16 protein-coding genes are annotated in these 14,790 nt (G+C 69.6%); 7 read left to right on the top strand and 9 right to left on the bottom strand.

Translation table 11 applies throughout. The features are described from left to right. Positions 1-907, bottom strand: a 907-nt coding sequence (locus HLK59_RS41570; RefSeq protein ID WP_240982944.1) for an NYN domain-containing protein, incomplete at its 3' end; no start/stop codon positions are given. A 217-nt stretch (positions 908-1,124) separates the two neighbouring features. Here HLK59_RS41570 and HLK59_RS41575 point away from each other — a divergent pair. After that, entirely contained in the window at positions 1,125-1,277 is a 153-nt protein-coding gene (locus HLK59_RS41575; protein WP_171146848.1) for a hypothetical protein, read from the top strand. Positions 1,278-1,361: 84 nt separating this feature from the next. Here HLK59_RS41575 and HLK59_RS41580 read toward each other — a convergent pair whose 3' ends face one another. The 3 genes from HLK59_RS41580 to HLK59_RS41590 all read right to left on the bottom strand — a co-directional run bounded on the left by HLK59_RS41580 (position 1,362) and on the right by HLK59_RS41590 (position 3,718). Then, the gene (locus HLK59_RS41580) at positions 1,362-1,967 is read right to left on the bottom strand and encodes a MarC family protein (protein WP_171146849.1); all 606 of its coding nucleotides are present in this window, start codon (positions 1,965-1,967) and stop codon (positions 1,362-1,364) included. A gap of 55 nt (positions 1,968-2,022) precedes the next feature. Continuing rightward, a complete protein-coding gene (locus HLK59_RS41585) occupies positions 2,023-2,880 on the bottom strand; it encodes a PHP domain-containing protein (RefSeq protein ID WP_171146850.1) in 858 nt (285 codons plus the stop codon). A 196-nt stretch (positions 2,881-3,076) separates the two neighbouring features. Next, on the bottom strand, positions 3,077-3,718 hold the full coding sequence (locus tag HLK59_RS41590; RefSeq protein ID WP_171146851.1) for a DUF6758 family protein: 642 nt from the start codon (positions 3,716-3,718) through the stop codon (positions 3,077-3,079). Positions 3,719-3,890: 172 nt separating this feature from the next. Between HLK59_RS41590 and HLK59_RS41595 the strand changes: the two genes are divergently transcribed. After that, positions 3,891-5,114: an MFS transporter gene (locus tag HLK59_RS41595; protein WP_171146852.1), complete on the top strand. Its 1,224-nt coding sequence runs from the start codon at positions 3,891-3,893 to the stop codon at positions 5,112-5,114. Positions 5,115-5,154: 40 nt separating this feature from the next. Here HLK59_RS41595 and HLK59_RS41600 read toward each other — a convergent pair whose 3' ends face one another. Further along, the gene (locus HLK59_RS41600; RefSeq protein WP_171146853.1) at positions 5,155-5,739 is read right to left on the bottom strand and encodes a suppressor of fused domain protein; all 585 of its coding nucleotides are present in this window, start codon (positions 5,737-5,739) and stop codon (positions 5,155-5,157) included. A 478-nt stretch (positions 5,740-6,217) separates the two neighbouring features. Here HLK59_RS41600 and HLK59_RS41605 point away from each other — a divergent pair, with 478 nt between their 5' ends. After that, complete coding sequence (locus HLK59_RS41605) at positions 6,218-7,336, top strand: magnesium and cobalt transport protein CorA (protein WP_171146854.1); 1,119 nt, start codon at positions 6,218-6,220, stop codon at positions 7,334-7,336. 23 nt (positions 7,337-7,359) lie between these two features. After that, positions 7,360-7,872: a hypothetical protein gene (locus tag HLK59_RS41610; RefSeq protein WP_171146855.1), complete on the top strand. Its 513-nt coding sequence runs from the start codon at positions 7,360-7,362 to the stop codon at positions 7,870-7,872. Here HLK59_RS41610 and HLK59_RS41615 read toward each other — a convergent pair whose 3' ends face one another. Beyond that, entirely contained in the window at positions 7,873-8,625 is a 753-nt protein-coding gene (locus HLK59_RS41615) for a hypothetical protein (RefSeq protein WP_171146856.1), read from the bottom strand. Positions 8,626-8,800: 175 nt separating this feature from the next. Between HLK59_RS41615 and HLK59_RS41620 the strand changes: the two genes are divergently transcribed. From HLK59_RS41620 to HLK59_RS41630, 3 genes are read left to right on the top strand one after another with little or no spacing between them, the layout of a single operon-like run. Further along, positions 8,801-10,084: a CBS domain-containing protein gene (locus tag HLK59_RS41620; protein WP_171146857.1), complete on the top strand. Its 1,284-nt coding sequence runs from the start codon at positions 8,801-8,803 to the stop codon at positions 10,082-10,084. Next, on the top strand, positions 10,074-10,646 hold the full coding sequence (locus tag HLK59_RS41625; RefSeq protein WP_171146858.1) for a DUF1003 domain-containing protein: 573 nt from the start codon (positions 10,074-10,076) through the stop codon (positions 10,644-10,646). The genes HLK59_RS41620 and HLK59_RS41625 overlap by 11 nt, the downstream gene beginning before the upstream one ends. A gap of 43 nt (positions 10,647-10,689) precedes the next feature. After that, positions 10,690-11,823: an Mrp/NBP35 family ATP-binding protein gene (locus tag HLK59_RS41630; RefSeq protein WP_171146859.1), complete on the top strand. Its 1,134-nt coding sequence runs from the start codon at positions 10,690-10,692 to the stop codon at positions 11,821-11,823. Between the two features lie 67 nt (positions 11,824-11,890). Here HLK59_RS41630 and HLK59_RS41635 read toward each other — a convergent pair whose 3' ends face one another. The 3 genes from HLK59_RS41635 to HLK59_RS41645 form a co-directional block, all read right to left on the bottom strand. After that, complete coding sequence (locus tag HLK59_RS41635) at positions 11,891-12,547, bottom strand: hypothetical protein (RefSeq protein WP_171146860.1); 657 nt, start codon at positions 12,545-12,547, stop codon at positions 11,891-11,893. Positions 12,548-12,808: 261 nt separating this feature from the next. Further along, positions 12,809-13,270 carry a sec-independent translocase gene (locus HLK59_RS41640; protein WP_171146861.1) on the bottom strand — a complete coding sequence of 154 codons (462 nt, stop codon included), beginning with the start codon at positions 13,268-13,270 and terminating at the stop codon, positions 12,809-12,811. A gap of 169 nt (positions 13,271-13,439) precedes the next feature. Continuing rightward, positions 13,440-14,790 (bottom strand): trypsin-like peptidase domain-containing protein (locus tag HLK59_RS41645; protein ID WP_240982945.1); only part of this gene is annotated, 1,351 nt, incomplete at its 5' end.

Genomic DNA, 14,790 nt, shown 5'->3' on the forward strand with positions numbered 1-14,790 from the left:
GCCGGCGGCCACCTGGCCCGGGTCGCTGGTGCGTACGCCCGGGGTGACGGACCTCTCGCCCGCGCAGATCCGCCTGCCCCCGCAGGGAGTACTGCAGCAGCCCCTCCGCCTCCACCAGCAGATCCTGGTCCACCGACCCCGGCAGATACGGATGCCCGGGCAGCAGCTCCCCCACCGTCTCCCGCCCCCGCTCCGCCAGCCACTTCGCCGCGATCTGGGCGCCCACGAAGCGGACGTCCTCGCGGCTGGGCCGGTTCGCCGAGGCCTCGTAGCCGGCGGACGTACGCCGTGACACGTACGGCTTGAAGAAGTCGAGGTCGAGGACGCGCTGGCTGTCGACCTCCCAGAGCAGCGGCTCGGCCTGGTTGCGGCCCTCGGGTGCCTCGATGCCCCACAGGTGGACGCGGGCTCCGTACCCCTGGGCCGCCTCGACCGCCGAGACCAGGTCCTCGTCACCGCCGAGCAGGGCCGCGTCACTGATCGCCCGGTGCCGGGCGAGGGACTCCAGATCGGTCCTGATGAGTGAGTCGACGCCCTTCTGCTGGTTGTTGGCGTTGAGATTGCCCAGCCGCACCTTGACGTCCGGAAGCTCGGCGATCGTCTGCTGCTCGGAGGTGTGGATGCGGCGCCGGGCGCCGTCGTACCAGTAGACCCGCAGCAGCCTGCTGTCCGCGAAGATCGTGCGGGCCCGGTCGATGAGCGCCTCGATCAGGCCCTCGGCGTCCAGGTCGAAGGACCGCCGGTCCTCGGTCCCGGCGACCAGCCGGCCCGCCGCCGCGTACAGATACCCCGCGTCGACGAAGATCGCGTGGGTCGAGGGCGTCTTCGCCACCTCGGCGAGCATGCGCGTCAGCAGCTCGTTGGTGTGGTCGATGCGGGCGGCGAGTGCCGTGAGGTCGTCGTTCATCGTCTCCATTGTCCCGGCGGTCACGCTGCGAACACAACCGGTCCCGGTCGGTCTCCGAAGAGGCAGCGAAGAGACAGCGAAGAGTCGCTTACCGGTCAGTAGTTAGTCGTTCGAAAAATTTCCTTAGCGTAGGGAATGTTTGTAACACGCACCCCGTTGACTACCTGTGTACGCAGTAATTCTCCGCAGGAGGATGACCAGACGAAGGGAGAAGCCCATGCGCTTCGAAATCATGCGACTCGACGACGTCGACGGAACGCCCGTGGACAGCACCGTTGTGGACGCCGCCTCCGTCAATCGGATCGTTCAGCAGGCCGCCGCGATAGGCCAGCGACTCTGGATCCGCCCGGCCGAGGCCTCGGCCTCGTAACACATACGCGCCAACACCCAGGCTTCAGAGCCCCCGTACGGCAACGATGTCGTACGGGGGCTCTACGCTGTCCGGCCACCGGGATCAGCTCCCCTGGATCACCTGGGTGATGCCGTTGATGATCTGCTGCACGGCGATCGCGGAGAGCATCATGCCCGCGAGCCGTGTCACCAGGACCACGCCGCCGTCCTTGATGAGCCGGATGATCAGCAGCGAGTACCGCATCACCAGCCACAGCACGACATGGATGGCGAGGATCGCCATCCACACCGACACCTGCGTGGCGACGCTGTCCGCCTTCTGCACGGCGAGGATGACCGACACGATCGCGCCCGGCCCGGCCAGCAGCGGCATGCCCAGCGGCACCAGCGCCACGTTGACGTCCTTGGTCTGCTTGGGCTCGTCGGTCTTGCCGGTCAGCAGGTCCAGGGCGATCAGCAGAAGCAGCAGCCCGCCCGCGATCATCAGCGCGGGGACCGAGACATGCAGATAGTCGAGGATCTGGTGCCCGAGGAGCCCGAAGACGGTGATGACACCGCCGGCGACACAGACGGCCTGGAAGGCCATCCGCTTCTGCACCTTGGCGGGCCGGCCGGAGGTCAGCGCCAGGAAGATCGGGGTGATCCCGGGGGGATCCATGATGACGAACAGGGTCAGGAACAGGGAGCCGAAAACGGCGGCGTCGAACACAGGAGAGCCTTGCGAGGGGAGAGGAGCGGAGACCGGATGGACGTGGGAGCGGGTCTCAGGCTCCGCCGGTCCCCGGCACCGGGAACGCGCCGGTGGCCCGCCGGGTGATCTCGCCGTACACCTCGGGGTCGGTCCGGTACTCGCCGAGCGTGACGGTCTTGCGGCTGCCGTGGTAGTCGGAGGAGCCCGTGACCAGCAGCCCCAGCTCGGCAGCGAGCCCGCGCAGCCCGGCCCTCGTCTCGTCGTCGTGGTCCATGTGGTCGACCTCGACACCGTCGAGCCCGGCCGCGGCCATCTCGACGATCGCGGACTCCGGCACCGTACGTCCGCGCTTGCTGGCGCCCGGGTGCGCGAAGACGGTGACCCCGCCCGCGGCCTTGACCAGCCGGATCGCCTCGAAGGGGTCGGTCTCGTGCTTCTCCACGAAGGCCCGGCCGCCGTCGGCGAGCCAGTCCTGGGTGAAGGCGTCGCTCACGGTCGGTACGACCCCGAGCTCGACGAGCGCGGTGGCGACATGCGGCCGCCCCACGGACCCGTCCCCGGCGATCCGCATCACCTGATCCCAAGTGACGGGCACGCCCAGCTCGTTGAGCTTGGCGACCATGCCCCGCGCCCGCGGCACCCGGTCGTCCCGCACCAGCTCCCGCTCGGCGAGCAGCTCCGCTTCCTCGGGGTCGAAGAGGTAGGCCAGCATGTGCAGGGACACGCCGTCGATACGGCAGGACAGCTCGGCCCCGGTGACGAGCGTGAGCCCCTCCGGCAGCGCGGCGATCGCCTCGGCGTACCCACGAGTGGTGTCGTGATCGGTCAGCGCGACGACGTCCAGTCCCGCGGCGGCGGCATTGCGCACCAGCTCAGCGGGCGTGTCCGTGCCATCGGAAGCCGTGGAGTGGGTGTGCAGATCGATACGCACGACACGAACTCCAGACACGGGCGGGACACGAGGGACGGCTTAAGGATAACCAGTTTCTCAAGGCCCCCCGTCACACCCGAAACCTGTGAGTGACCTTTACACAGACCCGCCCAGGGACGCGGTGAACCGCGCGATCAACCACAACCCACCCGCAGCCGCCCGACAGGCGATCCCGGCACCGGCACCCCGGTGGGCGCTACGGCTCAAGCAAGCGCGGCGACAACGCCCCGCACGGCACCAGCTCCACCTCGGCCCCCGCATCCCGCAGGTCCGTCAGCACCAGCTCGTCGTACATCAGCAGCCCGGACTGCTCAGGCCACACCACGGCCCACAGCCACAACCCGCGAGCCTCACCCGCGAAGACCGCACGATCGTCCGGCGCCCCGGAGACATGCCACAACGGCGTGGGGCGCCCAGCGGCAAGCACCTTCGCCTGCGGCGGCTTCTCGACACTCATGTACGGCCCCGGGTCCGGCCCATCGATCCCCGCGTACCGCGCGCCGAGCCCCACGCCGAGTTCCTCGGCGACAAGGATCAGCTCCCCGATGCCGCCCAGTGGTCCCGGCCCCGTGCACGCCACCGCCGTCGCCCGACCGCCGCTGCGATCGTCGCCCGCGCAGCCCACACCCGTGAAAAGCCAGCCGACCGGCAGTGGCCACGGCATCCACACCGGTACCTGTGTGCGGTGCACCACGACGCCGAGGGCCTCGACGCTGGGCGGGATCACCGGCTGCAGCGGATGCACGGTCCCGTGTACATCACACTGCCAGGTGTCGGCGAAGAGTCCGGGAGCCCTGACCCGGCCACCACACTTCGGGCAACTGGGTTCGCCCCTCATAGGGCCCCACGGTCCTACCCCTTCTCCGCCACGTCAAGGACGATCACCCGTCCGGGCGGAACCGCTTCAGGATCGCCCCACCAGGGGAAAGTAGATGTAGCTTGCATTAGTTAGCCGCTCTAACTTACTATGTGCATATACCAACCATCTCCTCGCCGGAATTGGAGAAACCATGGACGCCTTCGACGCGGGAGCGGGCAGCCTCCTGCGGCAGCCCAAGGCGGTCTGGGCCACGGCCGGTGCCTCCGTCGTCGCCTTCATGGGCATCGGACTGGTCGACCCGATCCTCCCGTCCATCGCCCAGGGCCTCGACGCCACCGCCAGCCAGGTCTCCCTGCTCTTCACCTCGTACTTCCTCATCACCGCCGTCGCGATGCTGGTCACCGGCTTCGTCTCCAGCCGCATCGGCGGCCGCAAGACCCTGCTGCTCGGCCTCGCGTTCGTCGTCGTCTTCGCCGGCCTCGCGGGCACCTCGAACTCGGTCGCCGAACTCGTCGGCTTCCGCGCGGGCTGGGGTCTCGGCAACGCCCTCTTCGTCTCGACGGCCCTCGCCGTCATCGTCGGCGCGGCGGCGGGCGGGAGCGCCGCGGCGATCCTGCTCTACGAGTCGGCGCTCGGCCTCGGCATGGCCTGCGGCCCGCTGCTGGGCGCACTGCTCGGCGACGCCAGCTGGCGCTACCCGTTCTTCGGTACGGCCTTCCTGATGGCGGTCGGCTTCCTGTGCATCACGGTGTTCCTGAAGCAACAGCCCAAGCCGGCCCGCAGGACCTCGCTGCTCGACCCGCTCAAGGCACTGGGCCACGGCGGCCTCGCCTCCGTCGCCGCCTCGGCGTTCTTCTACAACTACACGTTCTTCACCGTGCTGGCCTTCACCCCGTTCGTGCTGGACATGACCCCGTACAAGTCGGGTGCCGTGTTCTTCGCCTGGGGCGTGCTGCTCGCCGTGTTCTCGGTGCTCGTGGCACCACGTCTGCAACGGCGGTTCGGTTCGCTGAAGGTGCTCGGCGGCTCACTCGCCCTGCTCGCCGTCGACGTACTCGTCCTCGGCTACGGCAGCCACACCACCGCGATCGTCTGCACGATCCTCTCCGGCGCGTTCATCGGCGTGAACAACACCGTCTACACGGAGTTGGCGCTCGGCGTGTCGGACGCGCCGCGCCCGGTGGCGAGCGCCGGCTACAACTTCGTGCGCTGGTTCGCGGCGGCCGCGGCGCCCTACTTCGCGCCGAAGATCGAGGAGTGGACCGACATCCACATCCCGTTCGTGGTGGCCGCGGTCACCGCTCTGCTCGGTGCGCTCGTGGTCGTCGTACGACGGAACGCGCTCACTCGGGAGGCGGAGGAACTGGAGTCGAAGCACGCTGCAGAGGACAGCGTCGCCGTCTTCGCCAACTGATGCTTTTCAGCCACCGGTTGGTGAGCTTGCTCACTGAAGGTCACTCCAGCGGGACGGACTTCCGGGACGGATCCCGAAGGTCCGTCCCGTTCGTCAGCCAGCGCTCCTGGAGTGCCTGGGCGCCGTGGACGCGCTTCCAGGCGGCCTCGTTCGGGGTCATGGGGAGCAGCGGCAGGAACCGGACCGGGTCCATGGGCTCGTCCAGCTCCAGGTCCTCGACCAGACCGCCCGGTTCGGCCACCAGGACCGAGGTGAACGGGGCGCCGGGCCACAGGGGTTCACCGACGTCCAGGGAGGCTCCGGGAGCCACGATCACACCCTCGACCTGCGGGGACGCGGCGAGCACGGCGAGCGGGCGGAGCACCTTGGCGGTGTCGGCGAGACCGGCGCGGACCGAGAGGACCAGCTCGGCGCGCGGCCCCTTGACCGGGTCGGCGAGCATCGCGGTGGGGTCGCCCATCGGTTGCGCGGACATGCCGAGCGTGGCGTAGCGGACGATGTCGCCCTCCTGGAAACGCAGCACCTCGACGCGGTCCGTACCGAGGAAGGTGACCGCGGCGCGCGCGTCCGGTTCGCCCAGCGCCGTACGCAACCGGGCCTCGACCAAGGGAAGAACATCAGCCATGCCGCGAGCATAGAACTCGTCAGTACCGGGCAAAGCAGCGCCTTGACTATTCAGTCGGCTGATACTCTTTGCCGGTGGTTCGGGGCAGCACGCAGAAGCGTCGCTATCGAGTCCCGACGCCGTGAGACTCCCCCTACGGGGAATGGATCGTCCCTTACGAGGGACCGACCGGAGGAGGTGGGGCTGTCATGGATCGAAGTCGACCTGGTAGTACCACTCGCTCTTCCGGTCACTGATGTAGCTGATCCGCCTTCGGCCGATCGCCGCCTCTCACGCTCGCGTCTTCATCATCGGAAGAGCACTTCGTCTCGTTTTGCCTGATCTGCTTGATCTGTATCAGCAGCGAAACCCGCTACCGCAATGGTGCGGTGCTCCCCGCTTTGTGGACGTGCCAAACATCTGTGGTCAGGACGTCCTCATTCCGGGCAGTTCCATCCGTTGAAGCGGCTTTTCGTTGCCTGTCGCGAAGGAGCCCGCCATGTCGATGATCCGCGACCTGCGTGCCGTGGTCCGACCCTCCCGCGTCTCGCTGCGCAAGAGCAGCAGCACCGATTACGACACCACCCGTGATCCCGGGACGCCCTCGGCGGTCGTCGACTGCGCCGTCTACCGCGACGGGGCCCGCGTCCAGACGCCGAAGGCGATGACGCCGCACGAGGCGATGCGTCAGGTGCGCCGCGACGGGGGCTTCGTGTGGATCGGGCTGCACGAGCCGACCGAGGCCGAATTCTCCGGTATCGCAAGCGAGTTCGGGCTGCACCCGCTGGCCGTGGAGGACGCGGTGCAGGCCCACCAGCGGCCCAAGCTGGAGCGCTACGACGACTCCCTCTTCACCGTCTTCAAGACCATCCACTACGTCGAGCACGACGAGCTCACCGCCAACAGCGAGATCGTCGAGACCGGCGAGGTCATGTGCTTCACCGGACGGGACTTCTTCATCACCGTCCGGCACGGCGGCCAGGGTTCGCTGCGCGCCCTGCGCCACCGCCTCCAGGACGACCCCGAGCTGCTCGCCAAGGGCCCTTCGGCGGTGCTGCACGCGATCGCCGACCATGTCGTCGACGGGTACATCGCGGTCGCCGACGCGGTGCAGGACGACATCGACGAGGTGGAGACCGAGGTCTTCTCACCGGGACGCAAGGGCTCACCGCGCGGCACGGACGCCGGCCGGATCTACCAACTCAAGCGTGAGGTCCTGGAGTTCAAGCGGGCCGTCTCGCCGCTCCTGCGTCCCATGCAGCTGCTGAGCGAGCGGCCGATGCGGCTCATCGACCCCGACATCCAGAAGTACTTCCGGGACGTCGCCGACCACCTGGCCCGCGTCCAGGAGCAGGTCATCGGCTTCGACGAGCTGCTCAACTCGATCCTCCAGGCCAATCTCGCGCAGGCGTCCGTCGCCCAGAACGAGGACATGCGCAAGATCACCTCGTGGGCCGCGATCATCGCCGTACCCACGATGGTCTGTGGCGTGTACGGCATGAACTTCGAGCACATGCCCGAGCTGCACTGGCGGTACGGCTACCCCGTGATCATGATGATCACCGGCGTCATCTGCCTCGGCATCCACCGCACCCTGAAGCGCAACGGCTGGCTGTGACCCTGCCTCGCTAGGCTGGGCGCATGACAAGCGAGCTGCTCGACCAGGCCCTCGTCGAGGAGGCCACCAAGAAGTCCGGCCTCATCTGGGTCAAGGGTTCCGAGGGTCCCGCCCAGGCGCTGTGGCACGTGTGGCACGAGGGCGCCGTGTGTCTGGTCGGTGACGGGCCGGGCGAACAGCCGTTGCCGGGGCTGACCGACGGGGGCGCCGCCGAGATCACCGTGCGCAGCAAGGACAAGGGCGGGCGGCTCGTCGCCTGGACGGCGAAGGTGGTCGAGCTGTCGTCCGGGTCCGAGGCCTGGGACGCCGCGGTCGCCGAGCTCAAGGGCAAACGGCTCAACGCGCCTGACGGCGAGGCCATGACGGGGCGTTGGGCTCGGGAGTGCCGGGTGCTGCGCCTGGAGCCGACGGGGTCGACCGTGCCGCTGCCGGAGGGCGACCTGGCCACCGCGCCCGTGGCGACGCCCGCGACGACCCGCGAGCCGGTCCCCGCCGGACTTCCCAGACTGCTGTTCAAGAGGCGCCGGCGCACCTGATCAGGACGACGGCAGCTGCTTGCCGTAATCCACCGTCTCGTCCTTCCCCGGCTCCTTCAGGCTGAAGGACTTGCCCCAGCCCGAGAAGGTCAGCGTGCCCGCGCCGCCCGCGCGTTCCAGGCGGAGCGGATACGGCTCGCCCTCCAGGGAGACGTCCAGCCTGCCGCCGGAGCCCTCGTCGCCGGTGATGCGGATCGTGCGGGTGCCGGACTGTTCGTGGTGGCCGTCGGTGGACAGCTCGCCGTGGAGGGTCAGCAGGCCCGCCAGGAGGACGTCCTTGTCGGTGAAGCCGCTGAACTTCTTGTACGAGGGGTCGCCCTGCGGCACCTTCACGAACTTGTCGTCGAGCTTGTCGGCGGCGGCCGTGTCCGTGTCGGAGTCGCCCTTGCCGTCCTGCTGTCCCCAGAAGTCGGCGTCGGCTTTGAGGTAGAGCTGCTCGCCGATCCGCAGGAGCCGGAAGGTCGCCCCCTCGGTGGTGACCGAGCCCGAGCCGCCGTCGGCCTTGAGACGCATGTCGAGTGTGTAGGTGCGCCCGCTGGTGACCACGTTCCCCGACAGACGCACGGTGTCCGCGGACTCGGCGGCCGCCTTGGTCTTCGTCTGGATCTGGGCGGCCGACAGCTTGCCGACCCCGTTGGTGCCCGCGTCGGGGTCGTCACTGCACCCTGTCAGGCCCGTTCCCGTCACGACCAGGGCGCACATCGCGCCCAGCAGTCCGGTCCGGCGGGTACGGCCCTGGGCGATCGCAGTCACAGGTGGGGCTGCCTTTCTGACGAGGGTCCATCGGAGGCGTACCGCAGAGTACCGGGGCCCCGCGGGCCCGGCGGAGCCAGTCCGTCCGGACCGCCCACCAGGGCGTACCGCAACGGGACGGGCTAGCCTGAAGCCCATCCGAGCGGGCAATTGGCGTGAAAGAGGAGGCGCAGGGATGGCAGGGGGTGTCCCCAGGATCTTCGTCTCGCATCTCGCCGGCGTCGCCGTCTTCGATCCGAACGGCGACCAGGTGGGGCGGGTGCGCGACCTGGTCGTCATGCTGCGCGTCGGACGGAGACCTCCGAGGGTGCTCGGCCTCGTCGTCGAACTGTCCACCCGGCGCCGTATCTTCCTGCCCATGACCCGTGTGACCAGCATCGAGTCCGGCCAGGTCATCTCCACCGGGGTGCTCAACGTCCGGCGTTTCGAGCAGCGGCCCACCGAGCGCCTGGTCTTCGGCGAGCTCCTCGACCGGCGCGTCACGCTCGTCGAGGCCGAGGAAGAGGTCACCGTCCTCGACGTGTCCGTGCAGCAGTTGCCGGCCCGCCGGGACTGGGAGATCGACCGGGTGTTCGTACGGAAGGGAAAGAGCGGAACGTTCCGGCGGGCCAAGGGCGAGACGCTGACCGTCGAGTGGTCCGCCGTCACCGGCTTCTCCCTGGAGGAGCACGGACAGGGCGCCGAGAGCCTTCTCGCCACCTTCGAGCAACTGCGCCCCGCCGACCTGGCGAACGTCCTGCACCACCTCTCCCCCAAGCGCCGCGCGGAGGTCGCCGCGGCCCTCGACGACGACCGCCTGGCCGACGTCCTCGAAGAGCTCCCCGAGGACGACCAGATCGAGATCCTCGGCAAGCTCAAGGAGGAGCGGGCCGCGGACGTCCTGGAGGCCATGGACCCCGACGACGCGGCCGACCTGCTCTCCGAGCTCCCCGAGGAGGACCAGGAGCGGCTCCTGAGCCTCATGGAGCCCGCCGACGCGGCCGACATGCGGCGCCTGATGTCGTACGAGGAGCACACGGCCGGCGGTCTGATGACGACCGAGCCGATCGTCCTGCGCCCCGACGCCACCGTCGCCGACGCCCTCGCCCGGGTCCGCAACGCCGACCTCTCCCCCGCCCTCGCCGCCCAGGTCTACGTCTGCCGCCCGCCCGACGAGACACCGACCGGCAAGTACCTCGGCACGGTCCACTTCCAGCGCCTCCTGCGGGACCCGCCGTACACGCTGGTCAGCGCGATCATCGACGACGACCTCCAGCCGCTGGACCCGGACGCCGCGCTGCCGGTCGTCGCCGGGTTCTTCGCGACGTACGACATGGTGGCGGCGCCCGTCGTGGACGACTCCGGGTCGCTGCTGGGCGCGGTGACCGTGGACGACGTACTGGACCACCTGCTCCCCGAGGACTGGCGGGAGACCGAGTTCCACCTCGACGAGGGCGAGGTGACCCCGCATGGCTCCTGAGCGCGAGAGGACCCCGGCCGGTGCGACGGCCAGCACACGCGCGCGTGCCCGCCTCGACCAGCCCCGGCCGCCCCGACGGCGGCTGCTGCCCGAGTGGGACCCCGAGGCCTTCGGACGGCTCTCCGAGCGCATCGCGCGGTTCCTCGGCACCGGGCGGTTCATCGTCTGGATGACGGTCGTCATCATCGCGTGGGTGCTGTGGAACATCTTCGCGCCGGGCGATCTGCGGTTCGACAACTACCCGTTCATCTTCCTGACGCTCATGCTGTCGCTACAGGCTTCCTACGCGGCGCCTCTCATCCTGCTCGCGCAGAACCGGCAGGACGACCGGGACAAGGTCAACCTCGAACAGGACCGCAGGCAGAACGAGCGGTCGATCGCCGACACCGAGTATCTGACCCGTGAGATCGCCGCCCTGCGGATCGGTCTCGGCGAGGTCGCGACCCGGGACTGGATCCGCTCCGAGCTGCAGGACCTCGTGAAGGAACTGGAGGAGCGAGTCGACGGGCACGGCGTATTCCCGGCAGAACGGTCGCCCGGACGTGACGTAGAAGACCGCTGACGGGCATCACGGGGGCAGGCTACCGAGCCGTACCATCGTCCTTATGGCTAGCGAAGACGCGGTGCGCGAGGCACTGGCGACGGTGAACGACCCCGAGATCAACCGACCCATCACCGAACTGGGGATGGTCAAGTCGGTGGACATCGGCGCGGACGGAGCGGTCGCGGTCACCGTCTATCTGACGGTCTCCGGCTGTCCGATGCGCGAGACGATCACCCAGCGTGTGACCGACGCGGTCTCGGCCGTCGAGGGCGTCACGGGTGTCGAGGTCACGCTCGACGTCATGAGCGACGAGCAGCGCAAGGAGCTGGCGACGGCCCTGCGCGGCGGCCAGACCGAGCGTGAGGTGCCCTTCGCCAAGCCGGGCTCGCTCACGCGCGTGTACGCGGTCGCCTCCGGCAAGGGCGGCGTCGGCAAGTCCTCGGTGACGGTGAACCTGGCGGCGGCGCTGGCCGCGGACGGTCTGAAGGTGGGCGTCGTGGACGCCGACATCTACGGCCACTCCGTACCGCGCATGCTGGGCGCCGACGGGCGTCCCACCCAGGTCGAGAACATGATCATGCCGCCGTCCGCGAACGGCGTGAAGGTCATCTCCATCGGCATGTTCACCCCGGGCAACGCCCCCGTGGTGTGGCGCGGCCCGATGCTGCACCGCGCGCTCCAGCAGTTCCTTGCGGACGTCTACTGGGGCGACCTCGACGTCCTCCTCCTCGACCTCCCGCCGGGCACGGGCGACATCGCCATCTCCGTCGCCCAGCTGGTGCCGAACGCCGAGATCCTGGTCGTCACGACCCCGCAGCAGGCCGCGGCCGAGGTGGCCGAGCGGGCCGGTGCCATCGCCGTCCAGACCCACCAGAAGATCGTCGGCGTGGTCGAGAACATGTCGGGCCTGCCCTGCCCGCACTGCGACGAGATGGTCGACATCTTCGGCACGGGCGGCGGCCAGCTGGTCGCCGACGGCCTGACGAAGACGACCGGCGCCACGGTCCCGGTCCTCGGCTCCATCCCCATCGACATCCGCCTCCGCGAGGGCGGCGACGAGGGCAAGCCGGTCGTCCTCTCCGACCCGGACTCCCCCGCGGGCGCGGCCCTGCGGGCCATCGCGGGCAAGTTGGGCGGCCGCCAGCGCGGCCTCGCGGGCCTGTCCCTGGGGATCACCCCCCGGAACAAGTTCTAGGTCTTCCGCTACGACGATGGGGGCGCCGTCCGAGCCGGACGGCGCCCCCATCGTCGTATGCACGCGACTACGCGTATTCGCCGATGTCCTTGATCATGGCGAAGCCGAGCCCGTACGCGCTCATGCCTCTCCCGTACGCCCCCACGTGCACGCCCTCCGGCGTGGAGCCGGCGAGCACCCAGCCGAACTCGGACTCGCGGTAGTGGAAGGACGTCGGTACCCCGTCCACGGGGAGCGACAGCGTCGACCAGTCCGAGCCGTCGAGGTCGTCGGCCAGGGCCCACGCCGTCTCCGTCTGCTGGTCCAGCCAGTCGTCGCGCAGCGAGTGGTCCATCGAGCCGGGCCAGGTGAAGGACAGCAGCCCCACACCCGCGAGCCAGGCCGCGGAGGAGACCGAGGTCGCCTCAAGGAGGCCCGTGCCGTCGGCGCTCCTGCGGGACGGATTCGCCGCGACGGTCACCACCACCGCGAACTTCTCCTTGTCCTCCGACGCCTCGTTGCGCACGGAGGGCTCGTCACCGTGCCCGATCGAACCGTGCTCGACGGCACCGTCCGCCGCCGTCCCGACCTGCATCAGCCAGCGCGGGCCCGTGAACGCCTCGTCGAGGCCGTACCACGGGAAGGGCGCCAGCAGGTAGCCGTCGACCGTGCGCCGGGCGGAGGGGACCTGTTGTCCGCCCTCCGCGGCCGGGGCCTGCGCGACCGCCTGACTCGTCGTCTCCATGTGCCCGGACGCCTCCTCGTTCCTCGTCGGTCCGGAACGGCCCGCCCCCCTTCGGGCGACTCGTCCGGTCCGCACAACAACTCGGCAGCATAGCCACCCCACTGGGACCAGCAGGGAAAGCGCCCGGCGCGTGGGGCGTCCGGGCGTCCGGTTCAGGCCGCGCGGAGGCGTGGCCGGGTATGAGACGCGTCACGTACGACTGAGCCGCACGTCGCTGACGTGCGGCTCGGGAGCATGGGTACGACTGCGGGGGTACGACGTTCAGGTGGCGTCCGCGTCGAAGACCGGGCGGTCGTCCTTGCCGTCGTCGTCGGGCTTCTTGGTCATGTCGATCCGGCCGCCCGAGGAACCCGAGCCGGAGGACGAGGACGAGGAAGAAGCCGACGCGGAGGACTCCGAGTCGCGGCCGTGGACCGCGTCCGTGACCTCGGCCATCTCCTTCTTGATGTCGAAGCCGTTGCGGATCTCCTTGAGCCCCAGCTCGTCGTTGTCCATCTGCTTGCGGATGAACGTCTTGGGGTTCAGGTCCTCGAACTCGAAGTCCTTGAACTCGGGGCCGAGTTCCGAGCGGATGTCCTGCTTGGCGCTCTCCGAGAACTCCCGGATCTTCCGGACGGTCCGCATGACGTCCTGGATGACCTTGGGGAGCTTGTCCGGACCGAAGACGAGCACGGCGAGGACAACGAGCGTCACCAGCTCTAGCGGTCCTATGTCATTGAACACCTGAAGCTCCTTGCGATGTCCGGGCCGGGTCCACGGTACCCGTCGATCCTGTACGACCGGTACTGTCCCGAGGCCTCCGAGTGGGCGCGCACGAGCGGTTTTGAGGGTTGTTTGCCTTGTGGGACGGGGTTTGCGGGCGCACCTGTGAGGTTTCTGTCAATCGGGGCGCTCAGTCGCCGTCCGAGGATCCGAGCACCAGGGAGATGGCCAGCTCCTTGCCGCCGCGTTCCACCGTGAGCTCCAGTTCGTCGCCCGGGCGGTGGGCGCGGGTCTTGACGATCAGTTCCTCGCCGGAGTGGATGCGCTGGCCGTCGACCTCGGTGATGACGTCACCCGCCTCGATGCCGGCCTTGTCACCGGGGCCGCCGGCGTTGACCGCGGGGCCGCCGCCGTTGCCCTTCGTGCCGACGCGGGCGCCGTCGCCCGCGTAGTCCATGTCGAGGGTGACGCCGATGACCGGGTGGGTCGCCTTGCCGGTGTTGATCAGCTCTTCGGCGACGCGCTTGCCCTGGTTGATGGGGATGGCGAAGCCGAGGCCGATGGAGCCGGACTGGGCGCCGCCGGAGTCGGAGCCGTCGTCGGCGGAGCGGATGGCGGAGTTGATGCCGATGACCCGGGCCCTGGAGTCGAGGAGGGGACCGCCGGAGTTGCCTGGGTTGATGGGCGCGTCGGTCTGCAGGGCGTCGACGTACGACACGTCGCTGCCGTCGCCGCTCTCGCCGCCGGCCGTGATGGGCCGCTCCTTGGCGCTGATGATCCCGGAGGTGACGGTGCCCTCCAGGTCGTAGGGGGCGCCGATGGCGACGACCGGGTCGCCGACCTGGACGCTGTCGGAGTTGCCGAGGGTCAGGGGCTGGAGCCCGCTGACGCCGGTGACCTTCACGACGGCGAGGTCGTAGCCGCTGTCCCGTCCGACGACGGTGGCCTTGGCGGTGTCGCCGCTGTGGAAGGTGACGGATATGTCCCCGTCGGCCCCGGCGGGCTCGACGACGTGGTTGTTGGTGAGGATGTGGCCCCGGTCGTCGAGCACGAACCCGGTGCCGGTGCCCTGCTCCTCGGCGCCGCTCACATGGAGGGTCACCACGCTGGGCAGCGCCCGTGCGGCGATCCCCGCCACGCTGTCCGGCGCGCGCCCTGCGGGCTCGGCGTCGGCCTGTGGCAGCTCCACGTCCCCCACACCGCCGTTGCGCTCCAGATAGGCCCCTACGGCCCCGCCGACACCCCCGGCGACCAGCGCGAGCAGCACGGCACCGATGACGAGGACCTTCCGGGTCCGCTTACGGCGGCCGTCCCCACCGAGCACGGCCGCCGTAAGCGGACCCGGAAGGTCCTCCTCATCGGTGCCGTGCTCACCGCCCTGGTCGCCGGGGGTTTCGGCGGGGCCGTCGGGGCCTAACCGTAGCGCAACGGCGGGGTGGGGGACGTGCAGGTGCCACGGGCCGACGCCGACCCCGCAGGGCGAGCGCCGGACACAGTGGCGGGGGTCGCCGCGCGGGAGCTCGCCAGCGGACGGAGCCTCC

Origin of the sequence: Streptomyces sp. S3(2020) (assembly GCF_013044505.1) — a bacterium.
Classification (GTDB): domain Bacteria; phylum Actinomycetota; class Actinomycetes; order Streptomycetales; family Streptomycetaceae; genus Streptomyces.

Coding starts and splice junctions, on each gene's coding strand:
- HLK59_RS41590 (WP_171146851.1), bottom strand. CDS start 3,718: ATGAGGGGCGAACCCAGTTGCCCGAAGTGTGGTGGCCGGGTCAGGGCT.
- HLK59_RS41620 (WP_171146857.1), top strand. CDS start 8,801: ATGGCAGGGGGTGTCCCCAGGATCTTCGTCTCGCATCTCGCCGGCGTC.
- HLK59_RS41635 (WP_171146860.1), bottom strand. CDS start 12,547: ATGGAGACGACGAGTCAGGCGGTCGCGCAGGCCCCGGCCGCGGAGGGC.
- HLK59_RS41595 (WP_171146852.1), top strand. CDS start 3,891: ATGGACGCCTTCGACGCGGGAGCGGGCAGCCTCCTGCGGCAGCCCAAG.
- HLK59_RS41600 (WP_171146853.1), bottom strand. CDS start 5,739: ATGGCTGATGTTCTTCCCTTGGTCGAGGCCCGGTTGCGTACGGCGCTG.
- HLK59_RS41605 (WP_171146854.1), top strand. CDS start 6,218: ATGTCGATGATCCGCGACCTGCGTGCCGTGGTCCGACCCTCCCGCGTC.
- HLK59_RS41630 (WP_171146859.1), top strand. CDS start 10,690: ATGGCTAGCGAAGACGCGGTGCGCGAGGCACTGGCGACGGTGAACGAC.
- HLK59_RS41625 (WP_171146858.1), top strand. CDS start 10,074: ATGGCTCCTGAGCGCGAGAGGACCCCGGCCGGTGCGACGGCCAGCACA.
- HLK59_RS41575 (WP_171146848.1), top strand. CDS start 1,125: ATGCGCTTCGAAATCATGCGACTCGACGACGTCGACGGAACGCCCGTG.
- HLK59_RS41610 (WP_171146855.1), top strand. CDS start 7,360: ATGACAAGCGAGCTGCTCGACCAGGCCCTCGTCGAGGAGGCCACCAAG.